We start from the raw sequence: 16024 nt of genomic DNA on the forward strand, positions 1-16024 counted from the left end.
GCTCCTGTCAAGACTTATTTTTATATATACAATTAAGCATAGAATATAGCCTATGCACTACATCGATGGGGCTTTCGTCCCCGCCGCGCACACGGGCTCCGTGCAGGAGAAGGCCACCGGCGCCGAGATCGGGCGCTACGCCCTCGGTGACGCCGCCGACGTCGACCGGGCCGTCGCGGCGGCCCGCAGGGCGCAGCCCGGCTGGGCGGCTCTGGGCGCGCCCGAGAGGGCCGCCCATCTGACGGCGTTCGCCGACCAGCTCCGCGGCAGGTACGACGAGCTGGTCGAGCTGTCCATGAAGGAGACCGGGGGAGTCCGGGCCAAGGCCGTCGACGAGGTGTCGGCGGGGCTGAAGCAGCTCGGGATCTCGGCCGTGGAGGCGTGCGGGACGGCGGGGGAGGTGCTCCAGCCGTACAAGGCGGGGAAGTTGTCGCTGTCCCGGGCGGTGCCGCTCGGGGTGCTCGGGATCATCACGCCCTGGAACTATCCGGTCAATCTGGCCATGCGGGCGGTGGCTCCCGGGCTGGCGTTCGGGAACACGATCGTGCTCAAGCCGGCCGAGCTCACCCCGATCATCGGCGGGCAGGTGCTCGCCGAGGCCGCGCACGCGGCCGGGCTGCCGCCGGGGGTGTTCAACGTGGTCGAGGGCGACGGGCCCTCGGCCGGGCACGCGCTGGCCGAGCACCGGGGGCTCGACCTGCTCGACTTCACCGGGTCGCGGGAGGTCGGGACGGCCATCGCGCTGTCGGCGGCGCGCGATCTGCGGCCGGTCCGGCTGGAGCTCGGAGGGAGCAACGCGTTCGTCGTGCTCGACGACGCGGACGTCGAGCTGGCCGCCTCGTGCGCGCTGATCGCGTCGCTGGAGTTCCAGGGGCAGACGTGCATCAGCGCGAGCCGCCACATCGTGCTCGAACCGGTCGCCGACGCGTACGTCGCGGCGCTCACCCGCAAGGTCGAGGCGCTCAAGGTCGGCGACCCGTTCGACGCCGGGGTGGACCTCGGGCCGCTCATCAGCGAGGTCCAGCGCGACCGGGTGCACGAGCGGATCGTGCTGCCGTCGGTGGCGAAGGGGGCCGTCGTCGCGACCGGCGCGACCTACGACGGGCTGTTCTACCGGCCGACGGTGCTGACCGGGGTCACCCCCGACATGCCGGCGTTCGCCGAGGAGATCTTCGGGCCGGTGCTCCCCGTCACGGTCGCGAAGACCACCGAGGAGGCGATCGACCTGGTCAACGGCTATCCGATGCTGATGAACTCCGTCTTCAGCCGCGACCTGATGCGCGGGCTGGCCGTCGCCGAACGGCTCGACGCCGGTGAGGTCCACGTCAACGACGCGCACGCCCGGCACGGCGCCGAGAACCAGATGCCCGGGTTCACCCGGCGTCAGTGGATCGGCGTCCAGCGCGGGACGCTCGACCTGCCCGCGTGGACGCGGGGATGAGGGTCGACTACGCGATGTACCCGGAGCTCCCGGTCCGCCTGTTCGGGCGGGCCGAGGCTCCGCTGACCGAGTTCGCCAGCCCGGACGCGCGGCGCAGGCTGAGGACGGCCGAGATCCTCGTCACCGGCTGGGGGTGCCCCGTCCTCGACGCCGGGGCGCTCGACGCCGCCCCGCTGCTCAAGGCGGTCGTGCACGCCGCGGGCAGCGTGAAGGGGCACGTCACGCCCGAGGTGTTCGCGCGGGGGATCGTGGTCAGCTCGGCGGCCGACGCCAACGCGATCCCGGTCGCGGAGTTCACCCTCGCCATGATCCTGCTGGCCGGCAAGGCCGTGCCGCGGCTGGCCCGCGAGTTCCACGCCGAGAGAAGGGACCTCGGGCTGCTCACGAGGCAGAGCGACATCGGGAACTACCGCAAGACCGTCGGGATCGTCGGCGCCTCCCGGATCGGGCGGCGGGTCATCGAGCTGCTGCGGCCCTTCGACCTTCAGGTTCTGGTCGCCGATCCCTACGCGGACGATCTGGTCACCCACGACCTCGACGAGGTGGTCCGCCGCAGCGACGTGCTCTCCATCCACGCTCCGGCCACGCGGGAGACGTACCGGATGATGGGCCCTGAGCGCCTGAAGGCGCTCAAGGACGGAGCGACCCTCATCAACACCGCGCGGGGGTCTCTCGTGGACGAGCCGGCGCTGGTCGAGGAGCTGCGAACGGGGAGGATCTCCGCGATCCTGGACGTCACCGACCCCGAGCCCCCGGCGGCGGACTCGCCGCTGTGGGACCTGCCCAACGTCGTGCTGACGCCGCACGTCGCGGGGGCGCTGGGGTCGGAGGTCGCGCGGCTCGGGGCCGCCGCTCTCGACGAGGTGGTACGACTGACGCGCGGTGCCCCCCTCCTGTACGAGGTGGACCCGCGCGCCCTGTCCCACCAGGCCTAGCTCTTCAGGCCCGAGAACGCGATGCCCTGCATGATGCGCCGCTGGAAGATCAGCAGCACGACCATGACCGGGATCACCGCGAGCGCCGCGCCCGCCATGATGTAGTAGGCCCGGCCCGACTCCGTGCTCGCGAGCTGCTGCAGCGCCAGCGGCAGCGTGTAGTAGTCGGGGCTGTTGAGCACGATCAGCGGCCACACCAGGTCGTTCCAGTGGAAGATGAAACTGGTGATCGTCACGACGGCCAGCACCGGCTTCGACAGCGGCAGGATGACCCGCCAGAAGATCGCCATCCGGCCCGCGCCGTCGATGCGGGCGGCCTCCTCCAGTTCGACCGGAAGTGTGCGGAAGAACTGCCGCATGAGGAAGATGTCCAGGACCGAGGCCACGTTGGGCAGGATGATGCCCCATGGGGAGTCATAGACGCCGAGCACCTGGGTGACGTGCAGACGCGGCACCAGCAGGGTGATCGTCGGCACCATCATGCCGGCCAGCATGAGGACGAAGATCTTGTCCCGGCCCGGGAACGGGATGCGCGCGAACGCGTAGGCCGCCAGGGCGTCGATCAGGAGCTTCACCGGGACCAGCACGCAGGTGATCCACACGCTGTTCCAGAAGGCCGTGCCCAGGCCGCTGATCGACAGGACGTACTCGTAGTTCCCGAGCGTGGGGTTCCACTCGCCGGTCTTCTTGTCCAGCGGGAGGAGCTGCGGCACCTGAGTGTAGACGTCGGGGCCGTTCTTGAACGACGTCGCCAGCATCCACACGAAAGGCACGACCGACACCAGCGCCAACAGGATCAGCGCGATGTAGATGGGCAGGCGGCGGACCGTCTTCTGGTTCACGACGCCTCCTGCTTCATGAACTTGAACTGCACGAACGTGATGATCATGATGAAGACCAGGAGGATGAACGACATCGCGCAGGCGGCGCCCATCGCGTTGTAGCGGAACGCGTAGAGATAGATGTGCAGCACGTAGGCCAGGCCCGACTGCTCGGGGCCGCCGGTGACGCTGCGGTTGCCGCCGCCGCTGAAGATGACGTACACCAGCCCGAAGACCTGGAGCGCGGCGATGATGCCGGTCACGACGAGGTAGAAGGTCGTCGGGCGGAGCATCGGCACGACCACCTTGAAGAAGCGCTGCACCGGGCCCGCACCGTCGATGACCGCAGCCTCCCTGATCGACTCGGGGATGCTCTTCAGGCCGGCCAAGTAGATGATCATCGAGATGCCGCACTGCCACGCGGCGATGAACGCCAGCGCCGGGATGACCAGCTCCGGGGTGTTCAGCCAATTCTGGCGGGGGATGCCGACCAGGCCGAGCACCGCGTTGACCAGGCCGTACTGCGGGTCGTAGAGCCAGCGCCAGATGGCGCCGACCGCCGCCTCCGCGGTCACGACGGGCAGGAACAGCAGCAGGCGGAACAGGTTCGAGCCGCGCCTGATCGAGTTGATCAGCAGCGCCTGGCCGAGCGCCGCGATCAGCGTCAGCGGCACGGCGACCAGCGTGTACTGCAGGGTGACCTGGACCGACTTCCAGAAGTGCGGGTACTTCACGTCGTCGAAGAACAGGTCCGTGTAGTTCTGCAGGCCCACCCAGATCGGCGCGGAGTGCAGGTCCCACTCGGTGAAGCTGTAGTACAGGGCGGCCAGGGCCGGATAGAGCAGGAAGATGATGAAGTACACCAGCGCGGGGGCGATGAGGAGCCACCCGATCAGGTGGTCGCGCCTGCCGATGCCCGGACGGCGGCGCCGTCCGGGCCTGGCCGGCGTCTCGGCGGGCCGCTGGGCCACGACCGGAGATGCCACGGTTGCCTCGCTTCCGTGATGGCTGGGCTAGCTGTTCCAGCCGAGCAGGGCGCGGGTCTTGTTCGCCGCGTCGGTGAGCGACTCCTGGGCGGTCATCTTGCCGCTCAGCGCCGACTCCAGGGCCGGGGCGATGATCTCGTCGTTGATCTGGATCCACTGCGGGAGCGCCGGACGGGCCTGCGCCACCTTGAGCTGCTCGAGGAAGGCCTGCTGCTGCTCGCCGAAGGTGGCGGCGTCGCGCTCGGCGGCCTCCTTGTTGACCGGGAAGCCGCCCAGGGCCTGGGCCAGGGTGGTGTTGTTCGTGGAGTTGGTCAGGTGCTGCAGCCACTTCCAGGCCAGCGCCTCGTTCTTGCCCTTGGTGAACACGACCGCGTTCTCGCCGCCGATGTTGCCGGCGGGAGTGGTCTTGTACGGCAGCGGCGCGACGTTGAAGTCGAGGTCGGGGAACTGGTCCTTGATGGTGGCGACGTCCCACGGGCCGGAGATCATCATGCCGGCGAGGCCGTTGGCGAAGGCCTGGTCGGAGTCGGTGATCTCACGGGGTGAGGACGGCAGCAGGTCGACCCAGAGCTGGAGGGCCTCCACGGCCGGGGCCTGGTCGAACAGGATCTTCTTGTTCGCCTCGTCGACCATCTGGCCGCCCGCGCCGCCGACCACGCCCGGCCACATCCAGGCGCCGTAGCCGTCGCCCTTCGGCACCACGATGCCGGCGACCTTCGGGTCCTTCTGGTGGATCCCGGCGCTGATCGACTTGAGCTCGTCCCACGTCTTCGGCGGGGTCGGGACCAGCGCCTTGTTGTAGAAGAGGGCGACGGCGGTGTGGTCGATCGGGAAGCCGTACAGCTTGCCGCCGACCTTGTTGGTGTTGAGGGCGCCCTCCCAGAAGTCGGCCTCGTTGAGCGTGCCGGCCGGGACCTCCTTGATGGTGCCTTCCTGGGCGAAGCGGGAGACCAGGGGCTGGTCGAGGATCCCGACGTCGGGGACGGTGTTGCCGGCCAGAGCGGAGCCGAGCTTGGTGTTGTAGTCGTCCTTGGGGATCTTGACGATGTTCACCTTGACCCCGGGGTTGGCCTTCTCGAAGTCCGTGCGGATCTTCTCGACCACTTCGCCGGCCTGAGGGGTGCGGTCCTGGAACATCCAGTAGGTCAACTCCGTCGTGGCAGAGCCCGCGCCGCCCTCCTCGGAGCCGCCGCCGCAGGCGGCGAGCCCGGCGAGCAGCACCGCTGCGGCTGCCGCCCCAGTGACTCTCCTGATCATTTCCATCTCCTTCTCGGGGGGTTGAACAGACGATAATGTAAGACGCGAAAAAAGATCAGTCCCTCGTCGGAAACGCTTTGGTAACGCGGCACCCGCTACCCTGTGCGGCGGCACTTGCCTGGTAGCCGTTTCGTTTACGCATTGAACTAACATGTCGGCATAAAGCGGGAGGACAGGCCATGGCAAGGCCGGAGCGTAAGACGGTCAGGGATGTCCGGAAGGGCAACCGCGGCATGCTGCTGCGGACTCTGTACTTCGGCGGCCCCCGGAGCCGTCACGAGCTGACCGGCCTCACCGGCCTGAGCGCGGCGACCATCAGCACCATGACCGGCGACCTGCTGTCGGAGAAGATCCTCATGGAGGCCGGCCAGGTCGAGAGCGACGGCGGGCGGCCCCGGGTGCTGTTACGGGTCAACCCCGGATACGCCCACGTCATCGGCGTCGACGTCGCCGAGACCCACGTCAGGGTCGAGCTGTTCGACCTGGAGATGACGGAGAAGGCCCGGGTCGACTACACGCTCCGGCCCTCCCACCACGACATCGAGCTGGTCGCGCGGCGGATCCTGGCCGGCATCGACGTGGTGCTGGCCGACGGGCAGGTGACCGCCGAACAGGTGCTCGGCGTGGGGATCGGGGTGCCGGGCATCGTCGAGCGCGGCGCCGACACGCTGATCCACGCCAAGACCTTCGGGTGGGACGGCGTGCCGCTGGGGGCGTTGATGCGGGCCGGGACCTCGCTGCCCGTCTTCATCGACAACGGCGCCAAGACCATGGGGCAGGCGGAGCTGTGGTTCGGGGCCGGCCGGGGGGCCGACCATGCGGTGATCGTGCTGATCGGGTCGGGTGTCGGAGCCACGGTGGTGGCCGACGGGCTGGCCGTGCGGGGGACCTCGAACAGCGCCGGCGAATGGGGTCACACCAAGATCGAGATGAGTGGACGGCTGTGCCGCTGCGGGTCCCGGGGCTGCCTGGAGGCCTACATCGGGGCCGAAGGGCTGCTCGCCCGCGCGGGGGTGCCCGCCCAGACGACCGACTGGCCGTCGGCCCTCGGGCGGGTGCTGGAGGCGGGCGGTGACGTGGTCCAGGAGACGGTGACCTATCTGGGCACCGGTCTGGCCAACCTGATCAACATGCTGAACCCCGAGCGGATACTGATCGGCGGCTGGGCCGGGCTGATGATCGGCGAACGGCACCTCGACGAGATCCGCGTGGTGGTGGGCGAGAACTCCCTGACGCAGCCCTACAACGCGACCTCGATCGTGCTGGGCGAACTCGGCCCCGACGCGGTGGCGATGGGGGCGGCGACGCTGGTGCTGGAGGAGTTCCTTGACACGAGCGCTCCACTGAGGCTCCACGCCGCCAGTTGATGCTTAGTTCAAAGGGTTGAACTAAGGTCCCGGCCAGATCATCAGGACCACCCGCTGGGGCGTCTGCCGTTCGACGCCGGGCAGGGCGTGGGGCCAGCGGCTGATCCTTAGGTTTTCCCAGCCGCCCCATATGCCGGCGTGAGGTAGATCCACGATCTTCGGGACACGGGCGGTCACCCTGGCGAGAGCCTCCGACAGAGTGGTATAAAACCTTCCAGTTACATAACTGGAAGGTTATCTGCCTATGTTGGACGCCACGTTCGCCGCGCTGGCCGATCCCACTCGCCGGGCGATCCTGGCGCGGCTGGCCCAGGGGGAGGCCACCGTGACCGAGCTCGCCGCGCCCTTCGCGATGAGCCAGCCGGCCATCTCCAAACACCTCAAGGTGCTGGAGAAGGCCGGTCTGATCACCCGGGGCAGAGACGCCCAGCGCCGTCCCTGCCGGCTGGCCGCCGAACCGCTGGAGGAGGCGACTCAGTGGCTGGCGGGCTATCGGGAGTTCTGGGAGGCCCGCTACCGGCAGCTCGACGCGGTGCTGAAGGGCATGGAATGACCGGCGTCGTCACCCGGGGCGACCGGGAGATCGTCGTCACCCGCCGCTTCGCCGCGTCCCGGGACCGGGTGTTCGCCGCGCTGACCACGCCCGACCTGCTCGTTCAGTGGTACGGCGCACAGGGGTGGCGGCTGGTCGAGTGTTCCTTCGAGGCGTCGCCGGGCGGCGCCTACCGGTTCGTCTCCGAGGGGCCGGGCGGGGCGCGGATGGTGCAGCGCGGGGAGGTGCGGGCCGTCGAGCCGCCTCGGTCGATCACCCTCAGCGAGGTCTTCGACGAGCAGTCGTATCCCGGCGTCACCCTGATCACCCACGATCTCACCGACGAGGGCGCGGGCACCCTCCTCACCACCACGATCCGCTACGCCACCCCGGACGGCAGGGCGACGGCGCTGCGCTATCCGATGGCCAGGGGGATGGCGCAGGCGTACACGAAACTGGATCTTCTGCTGGAAAGGAACGGCATGAACTGGACCCTCGAAGTGGTCGTCGTGCCCGTGTCGGACATCGACCGGGCCAAGGACTTCTACGCCGGCAAGCTGGGCTTCACCGTCGACCACGACACGGCGTTCGGCGACGATGTGCGGATCGTGCAGCTCACCCCGCCCGGGTCGGGCTGCTCGGTGGTGATCGGGAAGGGCGCGGTGCCCGCGATGGCTCCGGGGTCGCTCCGGGGGCTCCAGCTGGTGGTGCCGGACATCCGCAAGGCCCACGCCCAGCTCGTGGAGCGGGGGGTGGACGTGAGCGACGTGCAGAAGATCGGCGAGAACCCCCATCCGGTGCCCGATCCCCTCGACAACGTCGGGTTCGTGTTCTTCGACGACCCCGACGGGAACGGATGGGCGGTCCAGCAGATCTCGTCCCGAGGCTGACCGCCCACCCGCTCTCAGCCGGTGGCGAGGATGACGTCGGAGGCCTTCACGATGGCCGTGACCTGGCTGCCGACCCCCAGCCCCAGTTCCTCGGCCGCTTCGGCCGTGACCGACGCGACCAGCCGGAGCCCGCCCGCCGACAGTTCGACGTTGGCGGTCGCCTCGCCACGTGTGATCCCGGTGACCTCGGCTGGGATCGCGTTCCGCGCACTCAGTTTCATGATCACCTCTTTCCCGGCGAGGCAGCGGCGGAATCTCGTCACACCCGCTCCCAGATGGAGACCCAGTCGATCTGCACGTTCCCGGCCGCCGTGTCGGTGGGGCCGTTCGGGATCGCCGTCTCGGTCTGGAGCACCCAGTGCATGGGCTTGACCGGCATCAGCGCCGTGTTGGTGAAGGTGCCGATGGTCGTGCCGTCGAGGAGGAAGCGCACCGACTGCGGGGTCCACTCGACGACGGCGGTGTGCCAGCCGCCGAAGGTCACGCCGGTCGGATACGGCGAGGCGACCTGTGGGTTGCCCCGGTGGTGCATGAACGCCTCGATGTGCCCGTCGAGGCTGCCCTCTGGGAAGTCGATCTCGCCGTCCGACCAGACGCCCGGAGGGTCCGGCCAGAGGAGCCAGGCCGTCTTGTAGCCGGGCACCGGGTCGGCGCGGAACCGGACCGCGTAGCGGCCGTGAAGGAGACCGTCGTAGGCGTTGGCGTGGCCGGGGATGATCGGGAGCGGGGCGGAGACCAGGTGCTGGCCGTTCTCGGTGTGCAGGAACATGTTGAGCGCGCCGTTGTGGACGCTGACCACGCGGTCGGGGGCGTACCGCCCGTGGCCCGAGGTGTCCGCGAAGCCGGAGTAGGCGGTCCACCTGCTCGCCACCGCCGACGGGAAGGCGCCCAGCGGGACGGTCTGGGTGAAGTCGTCGGTGAAGACCTGCCGCCAGCCGGGCAGGTCGCCGACCGGCATGGCCTGGCCCGACGGGGCGGGGGTGGCCAGCGGGGGCGTCCAGATCTGGGCCGGGCCCGCGTCGCAGGTGTAGACCCAGATGGGGTTGCCGTCGGCGGTGCCCACGTTCTTGGACGACAGGCACAGGCCCGAGTTGGGGTTCACGAGCGTGCCGTTGGGGCGGGGGCTCCAGATCTGGGCGGGGCCGCCGTCGCACGTGTAGAGCCAGACGGGGGTGGTCGAGACCGTGCCGGCGTTCTTGACCGCCAGGCAGTGGTTCCCCTGCACCCGGACGGTGCCGTCGCCGGGCAGCGTCCACTGCTGGTGGGCGGTGCCGTTGCAGGTCCAGAGCACGATTGGGTTGCCGTTGGCGGTGTTGCCGGCCGCGTTGTCGAGGCATTTGGCGGCGATGCCGCGGATCGGCCCGGTGGCCGCGGCGTGGGCCGGCGGCGCCAGGCTGAGCAGGGACGCCAGCAGCACGAGTGCCAGCGTCGCGGCGTGTCTCACCGTTCGCATGGATCCCTCCTTGGAGGTGGGTGACGTACCGAGCCTTGGGGGAGATCGGGCCGTCCGGGAGGCGGCTGGCGTTCCACGTAACGTTTCAGGCCGTGGCGCTGCGTGATCGCGACGAGTGTGAAACGTTCCAGAGATGGACCGAACCCCCTCAAAGCGACGTCCCCCCGGCCCGTTGCGTGACCTGTCACCCGATCTGGCGCTGGCCCAGGCGGCTCTGGCGATCGAGCTCCGGGCCGGGCGCGACAAGGCCAACATGGGGCTCCAGGAACTCGCCTCGCAGGTGTACTGGTCCAAGGCGACCGTGAGCCGCTGGCTCAACGGCCAGGCGATGCCGACCGAGAAACAGGCCCGGCAGTGGGCCGAGACGTGCGGGACCGACGTGCCGACCATGGCGCGGCTGTGGCAGCAGGCACAGGAAGTGCAGGAGCCCGTGGCCGCCGCCGCTCCCGGGCCGTCTCGGCGGCGGGTCCGGCTCTGGCCGATCCTCGTCGGCGTCGCCGTCGTCGTCGGCGCCGCCGTGCTCTGGTTCTCCCGGGACGATCGGCCGCCGTGCGCGCTGGACCACCCGATCTCCCTGCACGTCCCCCCGCAGAGCGGCGAGCGGATGAGCGTCACCGCCGAGATCCGCTGCGCGCTGCCCGCCGACCGGCGCTACTTCGTGGTGGAGGAGGTGCCGAACGTCGACGTGCGCAACCCCCACCCGGCGTTCTACGTGAAGGCGCAGGTCAGCGAGGTCCGGATCGGCGCCTCCTCGGTGCTGTCGATGATCCTCAAGGAGCCGGTGACGACCCGGGCCAAGTTCTACGTGATCAGCGTCGACGAGGCGGGCGAGCGGGCGCTGGAGGAGAACCGCGTGATCGACAACGGCCTGCTCGACCTGCCCGAAGGGTCCCGTCAGGAGTCGGCGGTCGGCTGGCACGTGAAGGCCTGGGAGTAGCGTCTGCCTAGAGTGGAAGCCTGGACATAGGGGGTTCATCATGCGCCTTGTCGGAACGGTCGCCCTGGTCACCGGGGCGTCGAGCGGGATCGGCGAGGCCGCCGCGATATCGCTGGCGCAGCAGGGCGCGACGGTCGCGGTGGTGGCCCGGCGGCGGGAGCGGCTGGAGGACCTGTCCGCCCGGATCGGCAAGGACGGCGGCCGGGTCCTGGTCATCGAGGCCGACATCACCCAGGAGGCGCAGGCCGCCGAGGCGGTCGAACGGACCGCCACCGAGCTCGGCCGGATCGACACGCTCGTCAACAACGCCGGGGTCATGCTGCTCGGGCCGGTCCAGCACGCGCCGGTCGCCGAGTGGCAGCGGATGGTCGAGACCAACGTCCTGGGCCTGCTCTACTGCGCCCACGCCGCGCTGCCGCACCTGATCAGGGCCGCCGACGACGGGCCCCGCTACGTCTCCGACATGGTCAACGTCTCCTCGGTCGCCGGGCGGATCGCCCGCACCGGGAGCGGCGTCTACAACCTGACCAAACACGGCGTCGGCGCGTTCAGCGAGTCGCTGCGCCAGGAGGTCACCCGCAAGCACGTGCGGATCTCCCTGGTCGAGCCGGGCGCGGTCGAGACCGAGCTGGCCGGGCACAACCGGCCCGAGGTGCTGGAGACGATCCGGAGCAACTTCGACGACGTCGAGCGGATGCAGCCGGAGGACATCGCCGACGCGATCACCTACATCGTCACCCGTCCCCGCCACGTCGCGATCAACGAGGTGCTGATCCGGCCGACCGAACAGGAAAGGTGACTCCGAGGAGGTCCCGAGATGCCGAAAGCCTACGTGTACCGCGAATACGGAGGCCCTGAGGTCGAGGAGTTCGCCGACCTGCCCAAGCCGACCGCCGGACCGGGCCAGGTCGTCGTCCGCGTGCGGGCCGCCGGGGTCAACCCGGCCGACTGGAAGCGCCGCACCGGCTGGTGCCGCCCCGGCACCGGCCCCGACCACTTCCCGGCGGTCTTCGGCAACGAGGTCGCGGGGGTCATCGCCGAGATCGGCCCCGGCGTCACCGGCCTCAAGCCGGGCGAGGCCGTCTTCGGCAGCCCGCTGAAGGGCGGCTACGCCGAATACGCGGTCCTCCCGGCGGCCGGCGTCGCCCACAAGCCCGACGAGGTGTCGTTCGAGGACGCCGCCACCCTCCCCGTCGCCGCCGCCACGGCCTACGACGGGGTCCGCCAGCTCGGCGTGCCGCCCGGCGGCACCCTGCTGATCACCGGCGTCGGCGGCGGCGTCGGCACGGCGGCGGCCCAGATCGCCCGCAACGCGGGGGTCAAGGTGGTCGGCACCGCCGACCCCGGCAAGCGCGCGTTCGTCGAGTCGCTCGGCGCGACCTACGTGGAGCCGGGCCCGGGTGTCGCCGAGCGCGTGCGGGCGGTGGCGCCGAAGGGCGTCGACGGGATCTACGACCTCGTCGGCGGCGACGCCCTGCGCGAGGTCGCGCCGGTCCTGGGCGACCACGCGAAGCTGATCTCGGCCGGGGACCAGTCGACGGCCAAGGACCTCGGCGGCGGCCCGGTCACCCGCGCCCGCACCAAGGAGGTGCTCGGCGCGGTCGCCGGGATGGTCGCCGACGGGAGCCTCAACCCCTACGTGACCGCGACCTATCCGCTGGAGGAGGCCGACCGCGCGCTGAGGGAGGTCGAGAACGGACACGCCAGGGGCAAGATCGTCATCACCGCGTGAGCGGTTCGCCTCGGCCCGGGTGGCCCGGCTGGCGACGTCCGGCCCCCGCGTGGTCCCGGTGACCTTCGCCCTCGACGGCGAGGTGATCGTGAGCGCCGTCGACCACAAGCCGAAGACCACCCGGCGGCTGCGGCGGCTGGAGGACATCGCGGCCGACCCCCGGGTGAGCCTGCTGGTCGACCACTACGACGACGACTGGGACAGGCTCTGGTGGGTACGGGCCGACGGGGTCGCCCGGGTGGTCGCCGCGTGGCCGGTGGAGTGCCTGGCGGCGAAGTATCCCCAATATCGGGAGAGGCCGCCCGAGGGGCCGTTCATCGTGATCGACGTGCGGCACTGGCAGGACTGGTCGGCCCGCTAGCCGAAGATCACGGTGGCCAGCGCCGCCGCCGACTCGGCCAGCGCCGCGTAGGAGGCCAGCCGCTCCAGCCTGGCCCGCAGCACCGCCCGGTCGGGCTCCGGCCGGGCCAGTTCCGCGGTCACGGCGGCCAGGTCGGCCCGCGCCTCCGGCAGGTCGTGCCGCTCGATGAGGCTCGCCAGGTCGTTGACCTGCACGGCTTTCGCGTTCGCCCCCGCCGCCATCGGCCCCGACACGGTGCCACCCGAGATGGTGATGCCGTAGTTGTCGTTCACGACGCTCCCTGCTGAGTCGCCTGCGCCTGATGACCCGCGGCGATCGGCCCGTTGACCGTTCCCCCGCTCACCCACGCGCCGTAGTTGACGATGGCCTGCTGACGGTAGGACGTGGTGTCGATGTCGTGCGCCTCCAGGTAGTCGAGGACCGCCTCGTTGAGCCGCTGCGAGATCAGCTTGCTGTACTTGTCGATGTCCAGGACCTGCATGAACGACGTCGGCTCACGCTCGGCCCCCAGCTCCCGGACACTGGCCCGGGCGCCGTAGGGATAGGCGAGGAACCGGTCGGGACGCTGCTGCCGGTTCTGCTCGAACACCGACCGCACCAGCCGGACCGGCGCGAACAGCACCTCCTCGAACAGCCGCAGCCGCAGCGCCGCCAGCGCCTTGCCCACCACGGCGATCGGGGACAGCGCCGGCAGCACGTCGATCACGTGGAAGCTGCGCCGGCACGGAGGCAGTGCCATGATCAGGCACTGGGTGTACATCATGCGCCCCTCGACCGCGAGGTGGATGTAGGCCGAGATGTCGGTCTCCCGGTCGGAGGACGGCACGACCAGCGTCCCCGAGTCGGTGACGATGGGCGGCCCCTCGGCGCCCACGGTGACCCGCTGGTAGTAGCGCATCGCGCCCTGCGGGTTCCGCTTGACGGCGTCGATGGAGGCGGGGTCGAGCGTGAAGCGCGGCATGCCGTCGGGCCCGAGCAGCGGATGGCCGCCGCCGCCCCGGTGCAGCGTTCCGGGGGCGGTCAGGTGGTCGCTGACGGTGAGCCTGGCGATGCTCTCGCGCTCGTTGAGCACTCCCGTGCGCATCTGCTCCAGGCGTTCGCGGATGAAGGCGTGCAGGTCGGCCGGGTCGATGGTGGCGTTGCGCCGCTCACCCGCCGCCGCGCCGGGGGTGGGCGGCTTCCGGTCCAGTTCGACCACGATCGACCAGGTCTGGTGGGTCTCACCCGACCCGACGAACGGGTCCTCTCCGCCGTAGAGCGCGAGGTTGCCCCACTGGGCCTGGTCGATGTACCAGTCGCGCTGAGCGGGGACCGACTCCTGGGGAGTCGTGTGGGGACGGCCGAAATCGAAGGTGGTGGAGAGCTGGATGTACTGGAAGACCCAGTAGGCGATCGCCGTGAGCAGGGCGAACATCAGCATGACGTATCCCGGCCGCACGACGCCCAGCGCGGCGGCCGGCGCTCCGACGGCGAAGGCGGAGGTCAGCGCCTGGAAGGCGAGGAGGGCCATCACCTGCAGGATGAGGCCCAGCACGACCAGCGCCGCCCAGACGATCATGAACACCCGCAGGACCGTGTTGGCCTGGACGGACCGGCGTGACAGCAGGGCCAGCGGCACCATGCTGATCAGCAGGCCGGCCGTGATCCCGAAGTCCAGACCCAGTCCGAGTAAGAGCAGCAGTGAGATCACCGCGTCCCGGGCCACGGTCACCCGCCGCGCCCGCAGGCAGTGCATCAGCACGGTGCGGGCGTCGGTCCGGCCGTGCGACGGCGCCACGGCACGGTGCCTGTCGCCGAGGAGCTCGTCGATGACGGCGTCCCGGAACTCGGCATCGATGTACGCGCCCGCGGACAGGTACCGCGTGCTGTTGGACAGAACCGTAGGAACCGACATGCAGGCGAACGTAGACCTCTATGTCATAAAGTAACGGGAAAATCACCGGTTGGAGTCACGACTTTTCCAGGGACTTACGCAGATTCCGGGCCAGGTACTCCCTGGCCTCGTACGCGGCGTCGAAGAAGCCCGGGAAGGTGAAGAACCCGTGCAGGGCCCCGGCGAACTCGCGGTAGTCGACCGGCACCCCGGCCTCGTGCAGAGCGTGCGCGTACGCCCTTCCCTCGTCCCGCAGCGGGTCGTACTCGGCCGTGATCACGGTCGCCGGAGCGAGGCCCGACTTGTCGGCCAGGTGGAGAGGGGACAGCCGGGGATCACGGGGATCTACGCCCGGGGCGTACTTCCCGACGACCCAGGCCATGTCGGCCGCGCTCAGGCCGTAGCCGGAGTGGAATCGGTTGTAGCTCGGGGTGTCCATGGCCACGTCGGTCACCGGGTAGACGAGGGCCTGATGGGCGAGCGGCAGGCCGGCGTCGCGGGCCAGCCAGGCGGCCACGGCGGCCAGGTTGCCACCGGCGCTGTCACCCGCGACGGCGACCCGTCCCGGGGCGGCGTCGTAGCGGGCGGGGTGGTCGAAGACGTCGCGGACGACCGCCCAGGCGTCGTCGACGGCGGCCGGGAAGACGTGGTGGGGGGCGAGGCGGTAGTCGACCATGGCGACGGTCGCGCCGGTGCGGACGGCCAGGTCGCGGCCCATGGGATCGTGCTGGGGAAGGGTGCCGTAGACCCAGCCGCCGCCGTGGAGGTAGACGACCACGGGGAGGGCGGGGTCGCCGGTGGGGCGGTACAGGCGTACCGGAACATCCCCCACCGTCGTGTCGGTCACGGAGAAGACGTCGACGGGAGCGCCGCGCTCGGCCTTCTTGTTGTCCAGATGACGGAGCACCTCCACCTCGTCGTCGGTGATCGAGTCGAGGTCGGCGCCCGGGATCGGGGGGAAGCGGTCCAGATACGTCTTGGACTGCGGGTGGAGTGGCATGCGCGAGAACATAGTCGACTTCGCGGGACGAACGCCCTCTGACGGTGCGCAACCGACCTGACACCAAGGGCTGACCAAAGAAAGGTCAGGGGACCCTAACGAACGAGCTGATCACAAGTGCACTTCGGTGGGTCCCCCGGAAGAAGAACTGTGAGAGACTCCAGCATTGCGGGGCGGTAGCTCAGCCGGTCAGAGCATCGGACTCATAATCCGTGGGTCGTGGGTTCAAGTCCCACCCGCCCTACTCAAAACCCCAGGCCAATCGCCTGGCCCCGGGTGTGGCCCCACGCCCCAAGGATAACCACAGATCACACCAGGATGATCACTTCGACGGTTCAGATCCGGCCGTCAGGAGAGTGCTTGGGCCGGAATCACCTGGACGCCACGTCGGGGACAAAATGCCAATGAATGGCATACATCCCCACACGGTCAGTGGCGC

17 protein-coding genes and 1 tRNA gene are annotated in these 16024 nt (G+C 69.9%); 10 read left to right on the forward strand and 8 right to left on the reverse strand.

The annotated features are described in order from the left end of the window. Positions 1-52 precede the first annotated feature (52 nt). Both AW270_RS13755 and AW270_RS13760 read left to right on the forward strand, forming a co-directional pair. Complete coding sequence (locus tag AW270_RS13755) at positions 53-1441, forward strand: aldehyde dehydrogenase family protein (protein ID WP_061294610.1); 1389 nt, start codon at positions 53-55, stop codon at positions 1439-1441. Further along, positions 1438-2376: a hydroxyacid dehydrogenase gene (locus AW270_RS13760; RefSeq protein WP_061294835.1), complete on the forward strand. Its 939-nt coding sequence runs from the start codon at positions 1438-1440 to the stop codon at positions 2374-2376. The genes AW270_RS13755 and AW270_RS13760 overlap by 4 nt, the downstream gene beginning before the upstream one ends. Here AW270_RS13760 and AW270_RS13765 read toward each other — a convergent pair. Genes AW270_RS13765 through AW270_RS13775 form a run of 3 tightly spaced genes read right to left on the reverse strand, consistent with a single transcriptional unit; the run spans position 2373 to position 5440 of the window. Further along, on the reverse strand, positions 2373-3218 hold the full coding sequence (locus AW270_RS13765) for a carbohydrate ABC transporter permease (protein WP_061294612.1): 846 nt from the start codon (positions 3216-3218) through the stop codon (positions 2373-2375). The two genes, AW270_RS13760 and AW270_RS13765, sit on opposite strands and share 4 nt — an antisense overlap. Beyond that, positions 3215-4183 (reverse strand): carbohydrate ABC transporter permease, encoded by a 969-nt coding sequence (locus AW270_RS13770; protein WP_082801532.1) that lies wholly within the window; start codon positions 4181-4183, stop codon positions 3215-3217. The genes AW270_RS13765 and AW270_RS13770 overlap by 4 nt, the downstream gene beginning before the upstream one ends. Positions 4184-4210: 27 nt before the next feature. Next, positions 4211-5440: an ABC transporter substrate-binding protein gene (locus AW270_RS13775; protein ID WP_169807314.1), complete on the reverse strand. Its 1230-nt coding sequence runs from the start codon at positions 5438-5440 to the stop codon at positions 4211-4213. Between the two features lie 179 nt (positions 5441-5619). Here AW270_RS13775 and AW270_RS13780 point away from each other — a divergent pair, with 179 nt between their 5' ends. The 3 genes from AW270_RS13780 (at position 5620) to AW270_RS40545 (ending at position 8229) form a co-directional block, all read left to right on the forward strand. Then, a complete protein-coding gene (locus AW270_RS13780; RefSeq protein ID WP_061294618.1) occupies positions 5620-6807 on the forward strand; it encodes an ROK family protein in 1188 nt (395 codons plus the stop codon). 244 nt (positions 6808-7051) lie between these two features. Then, complete coding sequence (locus AW270_RS13785) at positions 7052-7360, forward strand: ArsR/SmtB family transcription factor (RefSeq protein ID WP_061294620.1); 309 nt, start codon at positions 7052-7054, stop codon at positions 7358-7360. Continuing rightward, on the forward strand, positions 7357-8229 hold the full coding sequence (locus AW270_RS40545) for an SRPBCC domain-containing protein (RefSeq protein ID WP_157521935.1): 873 nt from the start codon (positions 7357-7359) through the stop codon (positions 8227-8229). Before AW270_RS13785 ends, AW270_RS40545 begins: the two co-directional genes overlap by 4 nt. 14 nt (positions 8230-8243) lie before the next feature. On the opposite strand, the gene AW270_RS13795 is transcribed toward AW270_RS40545, so the two are convergent. Further along, positions 8244-8450: a TOBE domain-containing protein gene (locus AW270_RS13795; protein ID WP_061294837.1), complete on the reverse strand. Its 207-nt coding sequence runs from the start codon at positions 8448-8450 to the stop codon at positions 8244-8246. Between the two features lie 38 nt (positions 8451-8488). Then, positions 8489-9682 (reverse strand): ricin-type beta-trefoil lectin domain protein, encoded by a 1194-nt coding sequence (locus AW270_RS38680; RefSeq protein WP_061294622.1) that lies wholly within the window; start codon positions 9680-9682, stop codon positions 8489-8491. A 172-nt stretch (positions 9683-9854) separates the two neighbouring features. On the opposite strand from AW270_RS38680, the gene AW270_RS13805 reads away from it, so the two are divergent. The 4 genes from AW270_RS13805 to AW270_RS13820 are packed head-to-tail and all read left to right on the forward strand — an operon-like array spanning position 9855 to position 12712. Continuing rightward, the gene (locus AW270_RS13805) at positions 9855-10619 is read left to right on the forward strand and encodes a helix-turn-helix domain-containing protein (RefSeq protein WP_061294624.1); all 765 of its coding nucleotides are present in this window, start codon (positions 9855-9857) and stop codon (positions 10617-10619) included. 40 nt (positions 10620-10659) lie between these two features. Continuing rightward, entirely contained in the window at positions 10660-11418 is a 759-nt protein-coding gene (locus AW270_RS13810; RefSeq protein WP_061294626.1) for an SDR family NAD(P)-dependent oxidoreductase, read from the forward strand. An 18-nt stretch (positions 11419-11436) separates the two neighbouring features. Next, on the forward strand, positions 11437-12351 hold the full coding sequence (locus AW270_RS13815) for an NADP-dependent oxidoreductase (RefSeq protein ID WP_061294628.1): 915 nt from the start codon (positions 11437-11439) through the stop codon (positions 12349-12351). 19 nt (positions 12352-12370) lie between these two features. After that, on the forward strand, positions 12371-12712 hold the full coding sequence (locus tag AW270_RS13820; protein ID WP_061294629.1) for a TIGR03668 family PPOX class F420-dependent oxidoreductase: 342 nt from the start codon (positions 12371-12373) through the stop codon (positions 12710-12712). Here AW270_RS13820 and AW270_RS13825 read toward each other — a convergent pair. From AW270_RS13825 to AW270_RS13835, 3 genes are read right to left on the reverse strand one after another with little or no spacing between them, the layout of a single operon-like run. Further along, positions 12709-12984: a hypothetical protein gene (locus tag AW270_RS13825; protein ID WP_061294631.1), complete on the reverse strand. Its 276-nt coding sequence runs from the start codon at positions 12982-12984 to the stop codon at positions 12709-12711. The genes AW270_RS13820 and AW270_RS13825 overlap by 4 nt on opposite strands. After that, entirely contained in the window at positions 12981-14606 is a 1626-nt protein-coding gene (locus AW270_RS13830; protein WP_061294633.1) for an AbeC-like domain-containing protein, read from the reverse strand. Before AW270_RS13830 ends, AW270_RS13825 begins: the two co-directional genes overlap by 4 nt. 55 nt (positions 14607-14661) lie before the next feature. Beyond that, positions 14662-15585: an alpha/beta hydrolase gene (locus AW270_RS13835; protein WP_061294838.1), complete on the reverse strand. Its 924-nt coding sequence runs from the start codon at positions 15583-15585 to the stop codon at positions 14662-14664. Between the two features lie 170 nt (positions 15586-15755). Between AW270_RS13835 and AW270_RS13840 the strand changes: the two genes are divergently transcribed. Continuing rightward, positions 15756-15829, forward strand: a tRNA-Ile gene (locus tag AW270_RS13840). The last annotated feature ends 195 nt before the right edge of the window (positions 15830-16024 follow it).

Origin of the sequence: Herbidospora cretacea, from assembly GCF_001570605.1 — a bacterium.
Classification (GTDB): Bacteria; Actinomycetota; Actinomycetes; order Streptosporangiales; family Streptosporangiaceae; genus Herbidospora; species Herbidospora cretacea.